The following is a 21,830-nucleotide window of genomic DNA, read 5'->3' as shown; positions in this document are numbered from 1 at the left end:
GCGTCAGCTGACCCAGAGGATTTTGGCGTTTGTGATTGCTTACTAGAAGAGCCTGCCGGCTGCTTCGGCGACATATAGTTTGGTAAATCGTTCGTCGGGAGAAAAAAAGCCATATATGTACCCATAGCTACCGCGGCTAATACCACTCCGATTAACACCTTAGACCGGGTTGAACTGAGTGAGATTGTAGGCTTATTCATACCAATAATTGTACATTATGACCAAATTCATTGACGATATAGCTTTTGACCCTTAAAATAAGTTAATCATGAAGCTACGGGTATTATACTATGAGTCGAGGGATACAATTACCGCGACACGAACATGAGGTATTCCATGATCCTTCGGGGAAGCGCTGGAGAATCATTAAAGTATTCTCTCTATTCCTGGCTACCGGTATCGGAACTTTTCTCTATTTCTATGTTCCACGAGTACTAGCCCCAACAAATGTTGCACCCCATCAGCCTACATCTGCCATAAACATAGCCGCGCCGGTAAACATCCAGACGCCGCAACCAGAAACGCTGGCTAATCAACTGGAAGCCATCAATGTCCCCGTCATCGGTACGGGTCCGCTGGTTAGAATTGACCACATTGTAAAAACTGGCGGCAAGACAGTTGCCGTACAGGCGTACTCGCACAATGTCACGCGCATATTGTCTACAGACGAGACTGCCGCAGTGGGCACTCACACATACGCCATAGAACGCTACGGAGCGGGCGCATCCAAGAAGATAGCTCTGACGTTTGATGACGGTCCAGACGAAGTCTATTCGCCGCAAATTCTCGATGTACTTTCAAAACAAGAAATACAGGCTACTTTTTTCCTGGTCGGTTCCAATGTTGTAAAATACTCGGGCATAGCTGAGCGAATGGCCAGAGAAGGCCATACGGTTGCCAACCATACTTTCAGCCATATCAACTTCGATCTACAAAACGCTTTCCAGTCCAAGCAGCAGATAAACCAGACCGGAAGAGTCATCAGCGCAGCAACGCACCATTCTACCAGTTTCTTCCGCCCGCCATACGGCGGTCCCAACGACCAAGCGATGCGCGACACACTTCGCGGTCTTTTATACGCCCAGCAACTCGGCTATATAAACGCTTCCTACAATTTCGACACGAAAGATTACGAGAAGAGCAAAGACTCACCCCCGCTACCTACATTTGATGGCACCAACATCGTCGCTCTGCTCCATGACGGTGGAGGAGACCGCTCCAGAACCATCGCATACCTTAAAAAAATTGCGCCGGCAGCCCGTGCGCATGGCTACACCTTCGTCAACTTAAACCAGCTGTATGAACAGACTCCACCGCTATCCGCCCCAGCACGCCCTAGCCTTGTCGACAAAGTATCTTTCACCGTTTTTAGCGCGTTTCTGGTTTGGCCACGCGATATCGTCCGTATCTTGTTCTTCATATCGGCGTTTGCCATCGTCTTCAGCATGTGTATAAATGTCGTCCTGGCAATCCTACAGATGCGCCGGGCGCATTACAAAAGGCGGCCTCGTAACTACAATCCGCTCGTGTCAGTAATTGTGCCAGCCTATAATGAAGAGATCGTCCTTAGACAGACTGTTCGATCTTTACTACAGTCGCGCTACAGCAATATCGAAATACTTATCGTAAATGACGGCTCCAAAGACGGCACTAGGGCAGAGGCCAAGAAAATTGCAAAGTTGTACAAACGCGTCCGCAGCTACACCCAGCAAAATGGCGGCAAAGCCAGAGCGCTTAACAACGGCATTAAAAGGGCGAAGGGCGAGATACTTATCTGCATCGATGCTGATACGGTCTTTCCCCCTTACGTTGTCGCTAATATGGTGCGTCATTTCGCCGATCCCACGGTCGGCGCAGTAGCCGGTTCCGTCAAGGTGGGAAATATTACCAATATGATTACCCGTTGGCAGGCCTTAGAATATACCGTCGGCATCCACCTTGAGCGAACCGCTCAGGCTTTCCTCGGCTCAATCATTGTCGTACCTGGAGCATGCGGCGCATGGCGAAAAGAAGCAGTACTTAAGGCAGGTGGTTTTTCCAAGTCGACATTAGCCGAAGACTGCGACCTGACACTTGGCATACACAAGCTCGGCTACCGCATAGTGCAAGACAATAGCGCCAAAGGCTATACCGAGGTACCGCAAACGTACCGCGCTCTCGGTAAACAACGCTACCGTTGGATATTTGGTAACTTGCAGTCTTTCTGGAAACATCGCCACATCATGCTGCGCCGCAGATACGGTTGGCTCGGAATGTTTGTATTACCATATGCAATGATCAACATCCTCCTGCCGTTTGTATTCATCCCCGTCCTGTTCAGCTTGCTGATAGAAAACCTCACTTCTGGCCAGTACGGCACCATTGCCCTATTCGCCGGTCTGACGTTGCTCATACAGTTCATCGTCGCTTTCGCTGGTATTACGCTTGCCCGCGAACGCTACCGACTGCTATTTACTGTTCCTCTAACCCGGATTATGTATAGCCCGCTAAAAACATACATATTGTTTCGTACTGCCCTCACAGCCCTCAGGGGTGCACAGGTAAGTTGGAACAAATTGCAGCGTACCGGCAACGTCCGCTACCCCAAAATGCCAGGGCTGTCACCTCAAACAGGTAACTTAGGAGAGCCGAAATGATATTACAACGCCAGTTGTTTGCCAAAAAAATTCCATTACTCACAAAGTTTTTTTTGTTTGTGTCCGTCGTACTCCTCGCGTACGTCGTTATAGCTCAGACGATACTCATTCCACGAGCAATCTCTATGCAGTACGACCATCACCTTAAACCAGCCTTCAAGCTGCTAAGCGCAAAGTTCAACGCTGTTTCCGCATCTTCTGGATTACCCGCGTACAACGATCCCTACACCGACGGACAAGCTGCCCGCAAAGAACTGCTGGCAACTCAGAAGCTGATAGCCGAAACCGAGGTGTCACTACTTAACTACCAACAGCAGGCCGATAAGCTCCCGGGTAGTCCGCTTGCAACTCACTCAGAAAGCTATAAAAAGGCAGAAGTTATTCGCACCAGAGCAAAATATGTGATGCTGCAAAGCAGTGAAGTCCTGAGCGGATACAAGGAGTTGACTGCTTACTTGCTTGACGTCAACACCGCTCGGACAGTATTGAAAAATAGTGCAACAGATATCAATGACCTAACCGACCTTACCCGACTGGCTGGACAAGGCGATGTAATCGCAAAACGGGCCACGCAGCTCAGCGGCACGCTTGACGCCCTAAAGAAGACGCATGCACCGACTGGTTTCGCCGAGTATCACGCCGCGCTTATTGTTAGTTTTGAGCAAGGTCTTTTTGGACTGACAGAGATTTCCAATGGCTTGTATGCCAGCGATGATTCGCAGGTCAACGCCGGCGCAGGATTCCTGGAGCAGGCTATACTTAAAATCGAGTCCAGCGACAACGCTCTATTCACGACCGCGGCCAATCGTTCTGTAACATTAAACGAAACAAGCGAGCTCGCAGATAAGATTGACAGCCTCCAGCCGTTCCTAGGGCAGTAGCCAAGCCTCTTGTACTAAAGACCAAAAAACTTACCGGCAGATTAGCGCCTAGCCCCCGACGGTGTTGGTTTGGATTTTTCAGACACGCATGTAACTAGCGATTGTCACTCCACTCGGCGTAAGGCATGAGGTAGCTCACCCAAAGAATATCCTTGACGTGCCGTATCAGGCATATTTAATGAGTAAGTAACGGGCAGGAGTTACACAGCTAGTATAAAACGCTCATTATAATAAACTATTTAAGAACCGCACGTTAGTGCGGTTCTTTGGTTACTTTAGAAATGTGTATTATTTTTCTAATTTTTTAGCTTGAAGGCAAAGGCTCGTAATATAGGTCAGTACACCAAGCACGCCAGCGAATAGGGCCATATTACTTGCACCTGTTGCAGGGAGTTCGGCAGGGAGTTCGGCAGGAACTTTGGTTGAGGTTCCGCTCACCTGAGCCTCACCCTGACCTGCGCAAGTACCTTGTTTCTTGATAAATTGGTGATCAACGTACTGGTCTTTATGACCGTATTGAACCGTTTTATCAAGGTGCTTGATCTCTGGCCCGTAGTAAACATCTACCTGGACGTTCTTACATGGGTCAGGAAGCTGTACTTTTAATACTTTACAGTCACCTTCTTTGTTGAATATTACTGAATCAGAAACACCATAGATATCTTGTGGTACTGCTGTTTCATCAAATACCTTCGTATCTTGGCTCCAAGTATCTGGCATTGTGTATGAGCTAAAGTAGAGTTTTGTACCAGGCACGACATCGGCTTTTGCCTGGATGTGAACCTCATTCATACTAGCCCATCGTATCTTGAAAGGGCCATTTACGTAGTTACCACCATCGTTAGCCGCAGAACAGCTAGCGTCGGTTGGTAATTGGGTTGCTGAAACATTCTGTGACGGGAAGACACTCATGCCTAAAGTTCCCGCTACTAGTGCTGCAGCTACAAAAGATTTAACCGTTATAAACTTATTCATCTCAAATATCTCCTATTCATCACATTGATACAACACCATTATATATTAAAAATGCTTACCTGTCAAGTATGTTCCCCTACATACTAATAAACTAAAGACCTCTTGCAGAATAACCCGTAGGATCAGAACGTGATGATTGTTGTTCCACGGTGATCAAAGAAGACGACGCGTAACTGTGGTTACGCTGAGGAAGCTGTGACTCAGTGTGAGGCAACAAGAGCACGGTCTGGACTGCGGGCTTATTATGCGGGAGGTCTTAAGCCCCAGTCTCTGCGACACTTTCATTCTAGAATATGGGCATGTATATGAAAAAACCAGCCACAAGGAGTGGACTTTTCATGGTGCGGGTTAGGAGAACCCTACTCTTACCCCGCTGTCGCCAATTTAGTAACTCCAGCTACGAAAGTAAAACGTTACCCCTTAGAAATTGTAAAATTGTACAGTACAAATAAGCACTTGTGTTCCTGCTTAGGTAATATAGACTATGCTAACTTGCACCCTCGACATACGGACTCGTTGCCTCTGCCAATTGATTATAAAAGTCTGCTACAAATTGCCTACCTGGCTCAACAATACCTCTCCCTGTTTCAGTTTCAGGTGTTTGCACTTTTGGACTAACCGTTTCTTCCTTCTGAACTTTACTCATCTAATGTCCCACGCTTAGCGTTATAGTCTTTAAAGTACGGTATGGAAGCCGCACCAATTATTACAGCCATTCCAAGCAATGCTATTGCTGCTGGTCGTTCGTGAAAGAATATAACTCCGAAGATTACGCCAAACACAATTTCTAATAATCCTAAAACACCTGCTGCGCCAGCATCTATGAGCTTTACTCCCTTTACAAGTGACCAAGACGCAATAACCGAAGCAACTGCAAAGAAAACAAGCCACAGCCAGGGAGCATACCAGCCAACTTCTGGATAATGTTCTTGAAGCGCAAAAGCCATAACAAAGTTTGCTATTACTGACGTAACCCATAGAACAATAGTTGATTGAGTAGCGTTGTACCGTATCTGCTTAGAAAAAACAGCGTTTGCACCAGCAGATAGACCGCTAACCAAAGCTCCTAGTAGTGCTAGCCAGCCTAAACTGCCTGTGCTTGGGGAAAAGATTAGCCCCAGTCCAATTACGCCTAATCCAGCAGATATAGCTTTATCTTTCGTAAACCGTTCCCGACCAAATAGCCAGCCAAAAAAGAATGAACCAATAACAATGCTTGCATACACAATAGCCAGACTTATACCGACTCCTGCATGTAAGATTGCGTAGTATAACGGTCCCCAAGTAAACAATGAAGCAATGAGCATTCCAGCTATGTACCGCCAATTTTGCTTTAGCTTTAGTGGCTGTAAGTGCCGATAGAAAAGGGCAATAGGTAATAGGATAAGAAGTACCAACACACTTCGCAGAGCCGAAGCTGTGTAGCCTTGAAAGAAGTCGCCCATTAGCTTTGTCCAAATACCGTAACTGGCATAGAAAAACGACGACAAAACAATGAGGCTTGCGCCGACTGGTGCTGAAAGGGGCCTCTTATTAGCCATTATTCATTCCACTCACTTTGCACTGCCCTGCATAACAACATTGACTGGCTCACCAGCTATGCACGATTGCAGGTTTAACAGTATTTCTGCACCTTGTTTGTCGTTAATTTCTTCTGTGTTATAGGCAATATGTGGGGTAGTTACGACATTCGGTAGCCTTGCCAGCTCAACTATCTCATCGCTAGGTACCCCTGTTAGCGGCTCGCCGTCAAATACATCTAGCCCCGCACCTCGTATCATTTTATTTTTTAGTAGTTCAATTAGTGCATTTTGGTCAATAACTGCACCACGTCCAACATTGACTAGTATTGCAGTTTGTTTCAGAAGCTTTAATCGGCGGTCATCAACTAAGTTTCTTGTGCCGTCATTTAACGGGGCGCAGATAATAATAAAGTCAGAGCTACTAAGCAGTTCATCTACCTCGTCAGATGTTGATTTTGAGTTTGTATAACTGACGCTCATACCGAGTCCAATTGAGATTTTTTCTATTCTTGTACCGACATTTCCGTAGCCAATCAAACCTAGTTTTTTGCTATCAAGTTCGTAGCCAATCAAAGTTTGGGGACTCCACTTGCCAGCTCGTAGCTCGTCTATGCCTACTATCAGATTGCGATTTGCAGCCATGAGTAATGTCATTGCGTGTTCGGCAACAGCCTGACTATTAAAAGTTGGGCAATTAAGCGTTGTTATACCCTTAGACGCAGCGTATTTAGTATCAACCCATTCAAACCCAACAGCAGGCACAACAATATATCTGAGATTTGGTGCAGCGTCAATTACATCAGGTGTAATATCTACATAACTAGCTGTGATAATTTCAGCATCAGCAATTCGCTTCTTAAGCTCGTTGTTATCAGGTAAGTCCTCAAAGACCTCTGCTCCCAGTTCTCTAATCATATTTTTGTAATCACTAGAGATATTGATTTTGTCAGGAAGAACTATTTTCATACCTATATCATAACAGAGGTTAAAACGTACTTGTATCTAACTATCGGCACCGAACTTCGTAACAATGAGCTTTTCAACGAGCATATCGTCTGGTCGAGTCAGACAAAATATCAGCGCGTCTGCCACATCATCAGTTTTCATCATCCACGGTTGGTTGTGTGCGTCTGGAACATTCGCATTTTCATACAAGTTACTATCAAAGCCACCAGGGTAGAAGCCGGTAACTTTAACCCTGGTTCCCTCAAGAGAATCTTTAAATGCGCGAGTAAACCCAGACAGTGCCCATTTACTTGCGCCGTAAGTTTGCCACAACGTATTGTCGCCAGAGCTTGTATCAAAGTTTCCTGAGGTAGATATCACATTCAAGACATGGCCTTTGTTGTTGGCTCTTAGTGATGGCTCAAAGGCTTTTATGAACTCAATTGTTCCGAGTGTGTTTACTTCGAGAACTCTCTTGCGTCGATCAGCATCGTTCTTCTCCAGCTCTTCGTCTGTCCATATACCAGCACAGTTAATAAGGATATCTATTGACTCGTACTCGTCTAATATCTTGCTTGCTACTTCCCTAACTTGGGCGGGGACACCCACATCACACACGTAATATCGAGTATTTTCGCCCATCTGTTCACTCACTTGCTTAAGCTTTTCCTCGTTGCGTGCAACTAAAACTAATTTTGCACCCTCTTGGGCTAGTTTAGCCGCAGCAGCTTTGCCCAGGCCTTCGCTTGCACCAGTAATTACGATAATTTTATCTTTCATGAATGTATAATAACAGATGAAATTATAAGGTTATGTCAAAAACGCCACGCCTTAGCGATGTGTCCTCTGTTGTGTCACTTTGGAGCGGGTGAGGGGACTCAACGCAAGAGATGACTGCTCCTGAGCCAGTTTATTTCTTCGTATAAGCAACATCACCACAAATCCTCCGTTAGCCATAACTAATGAGGCGGGATATAACACTGTTAGCCATGACAGCTCAGTGAGCGCTATGATCCCAATCAAGAACTTGAGGCCGCTCAGCGAGTAGGTGAATATAGGTTCAGAGTTCGGCTCAGAATAGGACTTACGAATTGTAGGAAGGAATGCCACGAAATCAATTATCGTGATCAACACGACTGCTATCAATGGATTCTTAGTGAGTGCCCACAACGCAATAGCAATTATACTTCCGGCGAGGCACAGCCAGTCAGTAAGAGGAAAATCTTTAACACCCTTAAACAGAGCAAGGCCAAATATTGTAAAGCTAATCAGCGCGGTGAAGCCAGTTACCCAGGCCCCAGCCCCACCATTGCCAGCAACTTGGCTAACAAACGCAATACCCGTTAGAGTCCCCCACACCAGCCAACTGAATGCATGAGGCTTAGTCTTTCCACTAAAAATTGTGCGGAAATAAGGGATATATCCGATGAAGCCAACGATAACGGCTAGTATGCCTAGAGTTTCTTTCATAAACTTAACTATATCAAAAACGGACAGCAAGGACGGTGTCGGTCAGAGTAACTGTAATAATGACCAGCCATGTGGGCAAGAGCTACTCCTGGTGATAAATATTTTATTCGGCCAGGAGCTAGGGGTTCAAGATAGACCGTGAAAAAACCAGCCACAAGGACTGGTTTTTCATAGTGTGGCAGCATACGGTTACTGATTAGATTTTCGTGCCTTGAGGTCTAGTAGGCTTTTTTTGCGCCGGCTTCTACTGCTTTTTCGGCATTTTCCTTAGACATCATTGCGCAAACTGTAGTTCCGCATTTTTCATGCTTGCCCTTGGCCATGAAACCACCTGTTTTAGTTTTGACAATCTCTGGTGCTGACAATTCAACGCCTTTTTCCTTACATTTAACGCAGTATCCTGTAACCATGTCGGCCTCCTCTTAAATTGATTGTTAATGCGTAACTTGTTTTATTATACCGCCTGTCTAGTATATACCATCACTTAACGAAATGTGGATAACTAACTGCCACCGGCAATTTTTACCTTTGCTTTTGGACAGCGGTAAGACTCTAGAGTCAGACTAATAAAAAAGCCCTTTAACCTTCAACTACCACTTCAAATCCGCCGTATGCCATTTTTTTCATATCGTTCGGCATTTCAAAATCAGTTTTATCCTTATACAATTCGCTCATTTCGTCCATAACTTTTTTGTTTACTTCGTCGCGGTGCTCTTTTGATTCGAAAACAATGAATGAAAACCAGACATTATCATCCCCGTTAGCGCCAGCCATCTCCTGAAAAGCTCGTGATTTTAGGTCACCCATTTCCTGCTGCTTAAGATCTTCGCCTCTGCACTCAAAGTACTGAAGTGCACCATGCTTCATCCATGAATCACGCCCTTCTTCTGCCATTTTCTGGTATTCGGCTTCTTTGCCTTTAGGTATTACAAGTACAAATCCATCAATGTATTTAGCCATTTCATTTACCCCTTTTTTTCGTTAAAGTTACGTGCTCTTAATAGGTTTAACACCTGAAGCTCTTTATACTCTATCCTTTGCCCAGGTTTTTGTCTGTAAAATTCTTCCCAAAAATAGGCTTAATAACTGACAGTCCTATTGGTGCAGAGTTATAAACTTTTTGAATGTCTGGTGAGTGGTCGGCTTTTTAGCCTACTGTCACCCCCTAGATATAATCGACGACATAGAACATAGCTATAAGAAGTTACAACATATTGATCAAATCTTTGGGTTATCAGACAATCTACTGGTTCAGCGGATGTTATCGAAGCCTAAACGGTGGATATTCATCGGTTGTTAGCAAAAACGCATAAGCAGTGACTCGAACACCCCATCTGCCCACCCCAACCACAAAGTTAAATAAACTCCTGGGGTATTGACCGGTAAAGAGTATGCTAAACCAGCCAATGACAGTCGCTACTGAGGCAGCAATTACAAGAATGAACAATACAAAATAATGAGGTATAGCTAGCAACCACTTTACCAATGGCAACCAACGATTAAGATCTCGCTCAACATTTGGGTACTCTATGTCCAACTGGACTGATTGCTTTTCAACGGTGGAAGGGTAACGATCAGTTAGCAGGAGAATGTAAGCACCGACTCTAGATGAATATCTGTTTAGTTCGAGCGCAAAATCAAACCACCATCGTGGATAACGCTGGCGGAAAAGAATCATCAGGGCAGTAGCACAAAACAGTCCAGCCGCAATGCCACCACCGCCCGTAGAAACTTCCTGGCCCGCTTCGTTCATGAGCCGCTCGCTACCAGATGCTGTCAGCATGCTAATGATGATTATCGCAGGGATACTCCATACGATACGAAAAAAAGTACTCAGACGGTCAAGTTTTTTCGGATAATCTATATCAAAAGTGGCCGGATACTTATCTTTTTTTGTTGCCATAGCGGATACTCCTTAGTTATTTTCACATTATATATTGAATCACTGCTAATAATAAAATAACAGGGCAAATAAGCGTCCCGCTATCCCTGTTTGGCGCACCTTTACAGAGAATTTACTTAAACTTTTTGAATGGCTGACTGAGGGCGGTCGTTTATCGGCGCCCAATATGGGTGTCCTGATCCAAAATGGAATGGAGAATTGTGAAAAGATTATTTACTAATTACCTTCCACGATGTTCATTTTTAATTTTTCCATAATATTCTGTTGATAGGTCCCTTCTGTGACATTGACTTGATGTACTCATAAGACTGCTGCAAAATCTCCTCAAGTACAGGTAATTCTATATCACTAAGTCGTTTAATCACGATGCAGTAACCAGTAGGACTGTGACCGCCCAGCTTATCCAGTAGCACGGAATAGCGTGCCGTACCGTCCATCAGGTAAACGGTAATCCTACCCTTTCTTGGGTAAAAACTAAGAATTTGACTGTCGCCTTCGCGCCCGCTGTCGTATTTGTAGTGATATGTACCAAAACCTATAGTATGTTCATTCCATATTTTAGGTTCGGCAGCGCTTATACGCTGCATTATCTCAAGAAGTATTTTGCTATCTTTTAATGTGATATCATCCAGTGTCGCGAGAAGGTCCTGAAGAGAATTATTATTTGTCATAAAGAAAACCAGTGGCAGATATTAAAAGAAGTGATGAGATATGACTTCGCATGGCAAAGAAAAAGGACACCGAAGTGTCCGAAAGTCCTCATTTGGTGCGGGTGGGGGGACTCTCCTTGTCGACGAGCGCAGATGCTCATGCGCTGTCACGACAACCGGTCTCCCAAGGTCGACCGGCTTCGGGTCGGGCTTTGCCACTGGCAAAGCCGTTAGAGTCCCTACTAGCCCTGCACCAAGAATAAAGCCCTGCCCAATCGGGCAAGACTCTTTTCATGGAGCACAAAAACACAACGACTCTCACAATGAAAATGGTGACTCCGTTTAATGAAGTCACCATCTTCGGCCAATCTAGAACGTTTTGTGCTAGTTTACTTCTACGTGGCCCTTGGTAACCGTGTACATGGCTGGCGCAAAGCCAACGCCGGTTTCACACCACTGCTGAGCTGTATTTTTGTCAGCTGTTGCAGCGTGCCCATACTGAGCAGGCTGGTGCTTACCGCCATCCTTGACATAGACCACTATATACAGGTCACTGAGGCCTGGGTGGCCAGCAGGGATCTGGAACATGAAACGTGCATCGTTAGTCAACGGGTTGACATTCTGGCACGTGATCGCAGCCTTGTAGTGCAGGCCGCCCGGGTAATCGAAGTTCCAGTACTCTACGGTGTTCTTACGGCCGCGTTCATCACGATCATGGTGATCACGATCATTGTCTTTTGTGTTCGCGACATTAAACTTTATTTTCTGGCTGGGGCCACTCATACGTATGTTGCCGTGAGCAGCAGCGTCAACCCAGTTTTCACAAGCTTTCTTGCTGCTGAATGTTGGCGCGTTGAAGGCTTTCCATCCATTATTACGGCAGTCTTTTTCATTGTTAGGTAAGTTAGTAGGTTCGAAATCATAGGTTGTCACTTTATTGGCAGTGCCGAGCGTGAATGAGTCGACGTTGCCGGTGTAGCCCGTAGGACCAGGTTCACCCACGCGAACGCCAAGCCAGGAGTCACCAGGTAAGACTCGGGCGCTCGGAAATGCCGTCAAAATGTCGCTCCAGGTTCGATTTTGGTTTATATTGCCGTCAGGCCATTTATTGCCATTAGCGGCAAAACCCGACCAGTTCCATAATGCGTTACCACTACTAATAGCGTCATAGGTATTCCAAGTGTCTTGCGGCACGGAAACCATGTTGGCGCTTGGTACATAAACCAATCGCTTCTGCCACGTAGTACTAGTGCCGGTGAAATCAACGTTGAAATTCAGGTATGGCGATTCGTTAGTGCCAGCAACACCACTGTGAGAGTAGGCGGTGTAAGACAACTTCGTGAGCGTTGACAATGCTTGTCCGCCAAATTGGTAGGTAGCGATATTCTTACGATCCAGCGGGCTTGCCCCGAGAGTGAATGCTACGCTACCGTTTCCGTGAGGCGGCGTTGCAGGCCCATACACGAAACTACCAAGCGTATTGTCGATCGTATCAGTAGTATCGTTATACATGAACCACTTGTTCAAGCCGTCTGTCGCTACAACAGCCGGATTTGATGATGTGTTATCCAGATCATTCGCCGTAATAATCTTCGTCGTGTTAGTCGGCATAGCGCCGGCCGAAGCTACGAACAGTGCCGCTACTGACACTGCCGCTCCGCTTAAAGTTACTAGTCGTTTGAACATGTACCCTCCTCGTTTCCGCCCAGCGGTTATGTCACTACATTATAGCACTTGCTTTTTGACAATTTAAATATGTTTATGCTTTTACCAAGCAGCCTCTTGGGTGGGTTATTTATAGTTCTACTAGTCATTAAATGATTTGTTCGGGCATGTAACCAAGCGCTACGCCTGGATAAACTAGCCTCGTTGCTTCGTACAATAAGTTAGGGGAAAGTTTGTATTTCTTAAGAGCTAACTTTACGGATTAACGCCAAAGAAAAAGGACACCGAAGTGTCCGAAAGTCCTCATTTGGTGCAGGATAGTTGACGCATTTCAAACATCAGCCATCGATGTCGTGAATGATTATAAGCTGAAGCACCTAGTTGAAGTATTTAACTTGTCGGGCGGTTTGTTAGATAGCTAGGCGGCTAGATTACGAAGTGCAGGTTCAAGCCTTATAGCGTGTGCTGAACCAAAGACTATAAACAAGCTTTTACTCTCTTTCCAGTATTTCATAATCTGCTCAAGTATATACTCGTCTCTAAGCTCGCCTGACCTGCGAGCTAACTCGTTTGTAACATAATCTTGAGGTGTTGGTGTCGTTATCTCATAGACCCATTGCGTATCATCCCACGACAATGGCTTACCGAATAGCTCCTCGTGGATAGCAGCCATTCGCTCAATGCTAAAATCAACGTCATGCCAATTGTAGGTTTTTTCCATTAGCCCAAGCATTTTGTTTGCTTCTGCCTGAACATCCGGTTTTTCGGTAAACCTATTCCACCAGCCAACTTGTCTTACAAAGTAGTAGAAAACAACATTGTCTCTACCAAACTCTTTTGCAAGTTCGTTTGCTTCCCAGATTCTATCAGGTTCTGGCGAAGCTACTTCCACTCCGTCTTTACGGGCAAGATGGACTACGAACTGTGCCTCGCCGCCTTCCACAATAGATTTTGTCCTATCTTTTGACTCATCTTGAGACACTTCATCAAAACGACCCTCAACAAGTGCGATTGGTTTTTCTGAATTTGCGACAAATGCTTTCCATCGCTCTTCAACATCTTGGAACTGAGGGTGCTCAGGATTATTCGTATGCTCTGAGCCATAGAAAAGCAGATTTTGACCCTCACGCTGTAATTCTACAATATAAGGTGTAGTAAAGCCTTGTTTCTCAATCTCTGCATATTGGTTATAGCTAAGGATGTCGCCGCTTGAAGCGTTTTTCATAAACCAATCATAACAAAAAGAGCCTTCAAAAGGCTCAAATGTTAGAAACTATACTGTTTCAAAATCGTTTGGGTCTAATTGGTGCACCATAGTTGACGTATTACAAACATCCGCAACACAGAAAGTTGATGACCAAAAGCTAAATAATCTTGTTGAGATATTTAATTTATCAGGCGACCTAACTGCGTAGATTACGTAGAGTTTTCCACCCTTGGTGATGATTCTTTAGCTATGTGGCCAGTTTTTAATTGCCTCTACTGAGTTCCTCTAAACGGTTTATAGTTGCTTCGCCATTTAAAATTCGAACTTGCATTTCAGGATCTAGTATTTCTTCCATAACTGCATATTTATCACCTATGTATCTATCAGGTGCAATTCCATTGAGTCTATATAAGCGTCCGAAGGTATCAAGCCCATAGGGTGTGGATGGATGATACGATACATCCCACTCGCCTGGCTCGCCGTCTACGTCTGAGATATACCACCCCCGCGCAACATCTCTTTCAGTCGCACGCGTACCATATGTGGGGGGGTTCCATGGTTTTAGAATATTTCTACTATGTAGTATTACTTGCTCTGAATCAGTTCTAACGAAGCGTGCGGTAGGCACATCACGTGCCGTTAGGAAAGTTAGCAGGTCTGCAATAAGTTTCTTGGACTCTTCAGCAACACGTGCATTTTCTGCTAGTTGTATAGCTGCTGCACTTACTTGCTTTTGGGCGCGTGCACGCGAATCGTCTCGCTTTTGAATACGTAACGCTTCGATTCTTTCACTAAAAGTATCAGCCATAAGTATTATTATATACCTTACGACAACTTATGTCAATTTTGTATAGACGTGGTAACGACATTTTCTATGGTGCAGCAGGACCAAAAACTTTTACACCAAATTAGCTTGGATAACTACACACAACTGAGGTTAGAGATACAAAGATGGAGAGATATACTTGCCGTACCGTACAACCAATACAAGAGTATGGTTGTGCCGAGCTAGACTTACACGCCTTGATATACCCCCGTACCCGTAGCTCATAGACTTCTAGGAGTAGTTGTAAACGCACTAACTACCTAAAAATGTCTCAACAAATAAAAAAGCTATGTTTTGAGAATAGCCCAACAATGACCAACGACTAACAGTGGTAGGATTGTTGGGAGAGGCTTGTTGGGGATATTGTTTGACAATAAACACAATCAGTTCTTTTACATACACGCAAGTGCTAAGATGTTAACAATGGACGACAAACTGAAAAAAAAGATTAAGCTGCTGCTGACTAACGCTGCCATAAAGGCCAGCGATAACAAAGTCAGTAACTATACACTTACCGAAGATGCTGGACGCTATCCACTGGATGACAGTACTATAAAAGGTCTTATTGACGACAATCCAGAGGACTGGCAGCTCAACAATCAACACTCTGGATTGTTAATAAAACTTTCCCAGCAGCTTTCAGCCAGAGAGTTAAAAGAATTTGAGCAACTATTACTGTCGTACATAGAAAATAATGGCTCGGACGGTATAGTTGACGCTGTTACATTGTATTTTGTGCACACGGGCAACACAGGTATTCTCTTAGACCATATATGCAAAACCCTTGTGGGATATAACAATAATGGTGCCTGCGTAAAAAGCATCCTTTGCATTATTCAGGCACTAAGACATCGTCCAGATATTTTTGGTTCTGATATCACGGAAAGGTTACTGGACTACGCAGACGACTATATGCAAAGCAGGTCTAAGTTAGGTCAAGATGCTGACGAATACAGTAGTCTGTACACAGATGTTACTAAGGCCTTAAGAAGGCTCTACATTACTACTAACGAAATGCTAACTCGTGATTTTGCTCGTCAGATTGACACCGCCTTTAACCCAGAGTTGAATGCCGACGAGGCACGAGTTGTCGAACAAATCGAAAGTATTGGCTTTCCTTTGGACCTGAGCGAATCCTTGCGACACATATCTGATTTAGTGGAGCAAGCTAATACACCTATGAAGTACAGAGACTGTATGTCTGCAATACGTGCTTTCACTGAAAGATTTTACGAACAAGTTGCTAAGTCTATAGACCCAGCAACAAAAATTGACGGCAAGGATGCAGAGAAGGCAGCAAAGTTCTTTAAAGAAAAAAGACTTCTGTCTACGGATATGGCCGACTTACTCATGTCTCATCGACACTTTCTGTCCAATGATGGTACGCACAGAATTAAATCTAGACGTGAAGATGCTCGAATTGCCAAAAATATGACAATTGAAATATCGCTTTACGTGATTACTAGACTGAGAGAATTGCAAGAGAGTTAACGTAAAATTCTAGTTAAACTCTATGACACGGTCACGACGGTATTTTATTGGGTAGTCGTTGCCCTCAGCGTATAGGTAAGTATCATCATATTTAACCAACTTGATATCACGCCAGTAAGCAGCACTCCCAGCACGAGCGCTTTGATATCTCATTCTAATAACCCCATTTGCACGAGGCTGAAGATACCTACTAAAATCGTCTTGATTAACACCTCGGTCGCCAACGCTAAACTCTTTCTTGGTTGAAGTCTTAGCCTTATTAACAGTCGGTGCTGGTGTAGCGTTAACTGGACTTACGTTATCTACACGCTCATCAGAAAAGTCTGTTATGTAAGTGTCTTTAGGAGCATCTTCAGGAGCGACTGTCTCTTTTTCAAGTTCTTTAACTACAGTCGTCTTACTTGTAGAGTGTCCTTCGCCAAAGAAATGCTTTATATGCTCTAGTAGAGCCTTTTCTTCCTCTGCTTGGTCATCAACCCAGTCGAAATATGATATGCGGTAGAAGGTCCATCCAGCGACCTCTAACGCACCTTGACGCTCCCAATCGTTCTGCACATAAACTTGACCGTCTCCGCCTTCGAAGTGCGTTGGTCCATCACACTCAATTGCAAGCTTCTTGCCCTTATGATGAACTACTAGGTCGATCTTGAAGCCAAGAGATTCTGCTTGAGTTTCCACAGTGTACTCATCTGCTCCCAATTCCCTAGATAGGTAATTAAATACCTGCTCTTCGAAATTAGAATCGAAACGTTGCTCAGACTTACTGTGTCGACGGGATAGTACCCCATTTTTATCTACATACTCTAGATACTTTTTAATCCAAATACCGTCAGGCCACAGCTCTGTTGGAAGAGAGGTTACACAGTGTACCTGAAGCCGAGCACGACTAAAGGCCACGTTAACTCGTCCAGCAGCTATATCTTTGTTTATTTCGCCGCCTTCGCCCGTACGGCTTACATACCGACGTTTATCACTAGGGTCTTTAATGACAAACGAGTAAATTACAATGTCTCGTTCATCTCCCTGTATACCGTCAATAATTGCAACTTTAATATCTTCATCTTTGATGACATTACGTATCTCTTCCGCCTGCTCGTTGAAGAATGTCAATATAGCTATAGACTTGTCCTTAATAACGGGGTCGATCTTAATCTCTTCAACCAGTTCCTGAATTCTTCGTATCTCAGCAAGGTTAGTTTTGCTTCCTATTTCTTCGTCATCACTTGGAGTAACTAAATGGTTAAGCAAGACCCGTCCAGTGTCTTTATACGGGACGACATTATCATTAACAGCCTCTAGCTTGCGACCAATCGGCTCGTAAAACGCTGTATTAGAAAAACCAATCAGCTCTTTAGGCGAACGGTAGTGGTATTTGAGAGTGGTAGTCTTGAAACCATTTAGGCTTGCTATGTCCATCACAGACTTAACAGTGTCTTCTTCGGCTTTAATCTGATATACGTCAGGTATCTTATGTTTTTTGGCTATAGCACTAAGCTGGTCATTTGACTTGAACATAATGTTGTCGTCACGCATCTGCAACGTATCGCCAAAGAATATAGTATGTTCCGCACGGTACATAGCTGGGAACGCATATGCAAAGTTACACTGTGAAGCCTCGTCGATAATAACGTAATCGAAAGCGTTCATTTCTAGAGGCACAATACGGCTTACGTCATCCAGACTCATCATCCAGATAGGTACTACTTTTGACATAGCACTAAAGTTGTCCTCGTTATGCTTCAACCTATCAAATGTCTTATTGGCTTTCTTGCTCTTGGTTAGGCTTCTGGCAACTTGGGCTAACGTAGCTCTAAGTTCCTTGCTGTTGTTCGCCTCGCCAACCCTTGTCAATATTCGGTTGCGTACATAGTTTGTGACATTCTTCCTATAAAACTTACGAATATCCTTAATCTCACGATTAAGTTCGTTGGCCGAATAAAGAGACGCCTCTTCTATCTGAGCAGAGATTGCATTATACCTATCAAGGTCTTTAAATACTTCGCTATCGCCACCGTGCTCACTCACAACTTTTTTGAAGCTTGCCAACACTGTCTCTGGCATATCTTTGCTCTCTAGGAGTTTGTCTAGCTCTGAGCAGACATAGGATAGAGTCTCTTTATCAAGGGAGTATGTGAAGTATGCCTTTACGCCATCTAGCATATTTAATTTAGCCGACTTCGTATTGTCAGAGAATAATATCTTTTCAAACTCTACGTAAATTTCTTGGAATATGTCACGACAGTGTTCCTTGAGCGCACTTCGGAGCTTAATGTCGTTAACCTTACCGCCGAGCCAACCAGAACGCTCAGGCATATTTACTTTGAAGTATGTGCAGATACTCTCAGTAGAGGGAATCGTACCTTGATAGTCTATTTTAAGGTCCTTGAATTTAGTGTCGGCTATTTTTATAAACTTACTATGAGCCTCTTCAAACTGTTTAATTTTAGAACTAAGCTCACTAATGTTTTTCTCAAATTCCAAACACTGTCCATAAAACTCTAAGTTGATTCCATAATCATAGAAAGCATCTAAGTAGCCAAGGCTTCTTCGCTCTTCGTGCAGGGCATAAAGAGAACGTTCGATGTTCATATTTTCTACAAAATTCTTCGAACGGTCGACAAGCAAGCCCAGTGGTTCTTTTAGGTCTCCGACTTTGCCTTTTTGAAATTCTCGGTTCAACGCTATGAGAGTATTGGCGGCACTGTCTTTCTCATCATCTGCTGTATACAACTTCGAAGTCTTGTCTGGAATATAACCAAATAAAAAGGGCACATCAAGAGTTTTTAGTTTATCCTTCACGCCACGTATGGCTTGGTCTTTTTGACTAGCGAACAATACTCTTTTTCCAGTAGCCGCTAAATGAACTAGCAAGTTCGAGATAGTCTGAGATTTACCAGTACCAGGAGGACCCTCAACGATAACAGCCTTATTGGCAGTTATCCCAAGCACCTTGAGCTGGTACTTGTCATAATCAAAAGGAAAGAATATCTCAGTACTGCCGTCATCCGATACGGTTTGCTCAATTGCCATATCCTCGTCTGAAACCCAGCTACCGAGTGATGTTTCTAGCAAGTCTTCATCCTCTAGGGTTGCAATGGCCCTTAAGTCTTCGGCTAAGAAATGATTCGTCTTGTTTGTAATGGCAACTATACTCGTATCAAAACCAGGGCTTTCTGATATCGCCTTGGCATCAACTCGGTCTAATTGCACCCTGATTGCTGACCACAAATCTTCAATAAAATCATCTTCCACTGGAAGGCTTGTCTTTCCTTCGGCTTCTGAATCGGCAACAAATTTAAAGACATTATCAAAATATTGCTGGGGCAAGTAGTTCTTAAGAGGGCCAGTTAGTACTTCCAAATAGCTATCAGGCAAGTCAATGATTACATTTGCACCGTCACTGGTATATTTAAAGTTTATTGCAGCTACAGGAATCTGCAATAATGGTGCTTCATAACTTTCATAATCATCGCTGAACTCATTTTCCTTGAGACGCTTTGCTTCAAATGAGATAAAGCCCGTCTGAAATACAACCCTTTTCGTGTACTCGTCGGTCTTAATCTTCGTGTCGATTTCTTGGAACCTATTAAATATCGCCCTATCACGCTCAACTCGACGTTCTGCCTGTAGTTGCTCGTCGCTCTTTTCCTCACCGAGCGTATTTGGGTCAAACTGTCTATCGAGCGATGTAACCAAGCTGATAGTTAAACTGTCTGTCTCTCCTTTGAAGATTAGGTCTGGGGCAGATACTAGCCCAGCGTCCATCTGTTCAGTCTTAATTGGACGACTTCTTGAGGCACTGCTTGAAATGAGACTTACATAATCAAGTCCGTATTTAGCTAGCTGACTAATGGTTATTGGTATTTTTGCCATAAATTGATAAGGTGTTTCTGCTCGAATTATACATCAGAACTTTCGTCGCAACGACTTAAGTAAAAGAATTATTGTACAAGAATAATTGAGAGGTATAATATTATCATGATAAATAATCGCCTTACTTGGTATAACTTACTTCCATGGTGGGTTTTGATTATTGCAGTTTTTGCCATAGGCCTAGCCGGGTCAATAATTACAGAAAATTTTAAAGGACCATGGATTGATACCGCAAACACGGCCTTAGGCCTTCTTGCAATCTATTGTCTACTCGCAATATTCGTGAAGGTACTAGTATCAACCTACGCCTATTTCACAAAGTTGATCCCACGTAAAAAGAAAATAGTAAGGAATGACTCCGAGGATTTATTAGATTTTAGGAAGTAGCTCAAAATTGCTCGTTCTTTAGCTGATACAACAACCCTGACCCTAGATGCGCATGTGAGCATTGAGCATTCGGGCTATTGTCTTCTGGTTCAATCCGTACCCACGAATACGGTTATTTTAGTGGTGCGCTATTAGCTATGAAAGTAAAACGTTACTTCTTAGAAAATTACTAAACAACTAGGCCGTAAGTTCACACACGGAAGCAGGGAGTTTTGCGTAAGCTACAACTTCTGCATCAATGAGATTGGGATGCAAGGGCTTTGTAGCGCCATACTCTAGATTGCCATTAGTAGCAATCTCGCCGATTACTCTTTGGAGTCCAAGTACCCAGCTACCTTCACCTATTTGACACAGTTCTTCATCATCATAACGAGCAGCGAGAGCGTCTTGGGTAACAGCAACGCTAGTAGCGTCTTTACCTTCAAGCACTACTTGAATGGGCGGCTTAACTGCCTTACCTTCAAATTCGTCAACAGTTAAGTAGGTGCTACCATTTTCGGACATACCTACAATGTGAACTTTATCTAAAGTCATAATATCTCCTATCTTTTAATTATAGCACTAATGATTACTTATGTCAATAAATTGAAGAGTTAAAACCTGTCCATATTGCAAGTGACTTCTCTGTTAATAGCCCTACATTCTAGCTTTTCTGTCTCGTCTCCATTTGCTAGGAATTAGAGATGTTAAAACCCGATTTTAACAGATAAAAAAGAGCCCTAAACGGGCTCAAAATTGCGTATGGTGCGGGTGAGGGGACTCTCCTTGTCGACTAGCGCAGATGCTCATGCGCTGTCACGACAACCGGTCTCCCAGGGTCGACCGGCTTCGGGTCGGGTGAATTACACAGACATTCCACGATGAAATTGCAACTGAGCTAGAAAAGAAACAGCAGGAATTGAATGACCGCCTAAAGTTGCTAACAAACGACAATAAGCAGTTCCAAGTAACCGCTTCTTACCTGTTAGACTTGGCTCAACGGGCTGACCAGCTGTTTAAAGAGAGCGATGAGGGGCTAAGACAGAAATTGCTAGAATACGTACTTTCAAACATTGAACTAAAGGACAAAAAGCTGTCTTATATACTAAACGACCCCTTTAAAACCATTGTTGAGGCAAAGAAAAAGAGCCTTTCGGCTCATAATTCAGATATTTGGTGCGGGTGAGGGGACTCTAACTCCTGGCCTCGTCCTTGGCAAGGACGCGCTCTAAACAACTGAGCTACACCCGCGTAACAGGTGAGAATTATAGCGTTTCGATAGGTAACTTGCAACTGTCTTATGCGACACTGGCTTAAGCGGCAGGAGGCAGGTGGTGGAATGTGGTTCCGGTCAAGTCATATGAAAAATATTCACAAAGCCAGTCTACCCATCACAAGCAAAAACAGTATACTGATACT

The 21,830-nt window shown here is 44.0% G+C and carries 19 protein-coding genes and 1 tRNA gene; 4 read left to right on the top strand and 16 right to left on the bottom strand.

The genetic code is table 11. The features are described from left to right. The first annotated feature begins 290 nt into the window (after window positions 1-290). Together IPL85_00900 and IPL85_00895 are read left to right on the top strand one after the other, a co-directional pair. A complete protein-coding gene (locus IPL85_00900; GenBank protein ID QQS20006.1) occupies window positions 291-2,636 on the top strand; it encodes a glycosyltransferase in 2,346 nt (781 codons plus the stop codon). Then, window positions 2,633-3,517, top strand: coding sequence for a hypothetical protein (locus IPL85_00895; protein ID QQS20005.1), 885 nt, complete (start codon window positions 2,633-2,635; stop codon window positions 3,515-3,517). The genes IPL85_00900 and IPL85_00895 overlap by 4 nt, the downstream gene beginning before the upstream one ends. 288 nt (window positions 3,518-3,805) lie before the next feature. On the opposite strand, the gene IPL85_00890 is transcribed toward IPL85_00895, so the two are convergent. The 13 genes from IPL85_00890 to IPL85_00830 form a co-directional block, all read right to left on the bottom strand. Continuing rightward, window positions 3,806-4,492, bottom strand: coding sequence for a hypothetical protein (locus tag IPL85_00890; protein ID QQS20004.1), 687 nt, complete (start codon window positions 4,490-4,492; stop codon window positions 3,806-3,808). Window positions 4,493-4,979: 487 nt separating this feature from the next. Beyond that, window positions 4,980-5,138: a hypothetical protein gene (locus IPL85_00885; GenBank protein QQS20003.1), complete on the bottom strand. Its 159-nt coding sequence runs from the start codon at window positions 5,136-5,138 to the stop codon at window positions 4,980-4,982. Further along, window positions 5,131-6,033 carry an EamA family transporter gene (locus tag IPL85_00880; protein ID QQS20002.1) on the bottom strand — a complete coding sequence of 301 codons (903 nt, stop codon included), beginning with the start codon at window positions 6,031-6,033 and terminating at the stop codon, window positions 5,131-5,133. The genes IPL85_00885 and IPL85_00880 overlap by 8 nt, the downstream gene beginning before the upstream one ends. Window positions 6,034-6,045: 12 nt before the next feature. Further along, the gene (locus IPL85_00875; GenBank protein ID QQS20001.1) at window positions 6,046-6,981 is read right to left on the bottom strand and encodes a glycerate dehydrogenase; all 936 of its coding nucleotides are present in this window, start codon (window positions 6,979-6,981) and stop codon (window positions 6,046-6,048) included. 36 nt (window positions 6,982-7,017) lie between these two features. Then, window positions 7,018-7,740, bottom strand: a complete 723-nt coding sequence (locus tag IPL85_00870) for an SDR family NAD(P)-dependent oxidoreductase (protein QQS20000.1) — start codon at window positions 7,738-7,740, stop codon at window positions 7,018-7,020. A 51-nt stretch (window positions 7,741-7,791) separates the two neighbouring features. Continuing rightward, complete coding sequence (locus IPL85_00865) at window positions 7,792-8,430, bottom strand: hypothetical protein (protein QQS19999.1); 639 nt, start codon at window positions 8,428-8,430, stop codon at window positions 7,792-7,794. Window positions 8,431-8,648: 218 nt separating this feature from the next. Beyond that, window positions 8,649-8,840, bottom strand: a complete 192-nt coding sequence (locus tag IPL85_00860) for a hypothetical protein (protein QQS19998.1) — start codon at window positions 8,838-8,840, stop codon at window positions 8,649-8,651. A gap of 169 nt (window positions 8,841-9,009) precedes the next feature. Further along, complete coding sequence (locus IPL85_00855; GenBank protein QQS19997.1) at window positions 9,010-9,390, bottom strand: DUF1428 domain-containing protein; 381 nt, start codon at window positions 9,388-9,390, stop codon at window positions 9,010-9,012. A gap of 301 nt (window positions 9,391-9,691) precedes the next feature. Next, window positions 9,692-10,333: a DUF4389 domain-containing protein gene (locus tag IPL85_00850; GenBank protein ID QQS19996.1), complete on the bottom strand. Its 642-nt coding sequence runs from the start codon at window positions 10,331-10,333 to the stop codon at window positions 9,692-9,694. A 242-nt stretch (window positions 10,334-10,575) separates the two neighbouring features. Further along, window positions 10,576-10,920: a DUF1801 domain-containing protein gene (locus IPL85_00845; GenBank protein QQS19995.1), complete on the bottom strand. Its 345-nt coding sequence runs from the start codon at window positions 10,918-10,920 to the stop codon at window positions 10,576-10,578. Between the two features lie 447 nt (window positions 10,921-11,367). Next, entirely contained in the window at window positions 11,368-12,669 is a 1,302-nt protein-coding gene (locus IPL85_00840; protein QQS19994.1) for a hypothetical protein, read from the bottom strand. A gap of 397 nt (window positions 12,670-13,066) precedes the next feature. After that, entirely contained in the window at window positions 13,067-13,873 is an 807-nt protein-coding gene (locus IPL85_00835) for a hypothetical protein (protein QQS19993.1), read from the bottom strand. A 244-nt stretch (window positions 13,874-14,117) separates the two neighbouring features. Beyond that, window positions 14,118-14,663: a hypothetical protein gene (locus IPL85_00830; GenBank protein QQS19992.1), complete on the bottom strand. Its 546-nt coding sequence runs from the start codon at window positions 14,661-14,663 to the stop codon at window positions 14,118-14,120. Window positions 14,664-15,104: 441 nt separating this feature from the next. Here IPL85_00830 and IPL85_00825 point away from each other — a divergent pair, with 441 nt between their 5' ends. Then, the gene (locus tag IPL85_00825; GenBank protein ID QQS19991.1) at window positions 15,105-16,172 is read left to right on the top strand and encodes a hypothetical protein; all 1,068 of its coding nucleotides are present in this window, start codon (window positions 15,105-15,107) and stop codon (window positions 16,170-16,172) included. A 9-nt stretch (window positions 16,173-16,181) separates the two neighbouring features. Here IPL85_00825 and IPL85_00820 read toward each other — a convergent pair whose 3' ends face one another. Then, on the bottom strand, window positions 16,182-20,045 hold the full coding sequence (locus IPL85_00820; GenBank protein ID QQS19990.1) for a hypothetical protein: 3,864 nt from the start codon (window positions 20,043-20,045) through the stop codon (window positions 16,182-16,184). A gap of 105 nt (window positions 20,046-20,150) precedes the next feature. Between IPL85_00820 and IPL85_00815 the strand changes: the two genes are divergently transcribed. Further along, entirely contained in the window at window positions 20,151-20,432 is a 282-nt protein-coding gene (locus IPL85_00815; GenBank protein ID QQS19989.1) for a hypothetical protein, read from the top strand. Window positions 20,433-20,609: 177 nt separating this feature from the next. Here the strand turns inward: IPL85_00815 and IPL85_00810 are convergent, their stop codons facing one another. Together IPL85_00810 and IPL85_00805 are read right to left on the bottom strand one after the other, a co-directional pair. Continuing rightward, window positions 20,610-20,966 (bottom strand): hypothetical protein, encoded by a 357-nt coding sequence (locus tag IPL85_00810; GenBank protein QQS19988.1) that lies wholly within the window; start codon window positions 20,964-20,966, stop codon window positions 20,610-20,612. Window positions 20,967-21,585: 619 nt separating this feature from the next. Next, window positions 21,586-21,662 (bottom strand) — tRNA-Gly (locus tag IPL85_00805). Window positions 21,663-21,830: the final 168 nt, after the last annotated feature.

This window comes from Candidatus Saccharibacteria bacterium, assembly GCA_016699955.1.
Taxonomy (GTDB): domain Bacteria; phylum Patescibacteriota; class Saccharimonadia; order Saccharimonadales; family UBA4665; genus JAGXIT01.
Note: the sequence above shows the minus strand (reverse complement) of the source record. Positions and strands in the feature narration are given on the sequence as shown.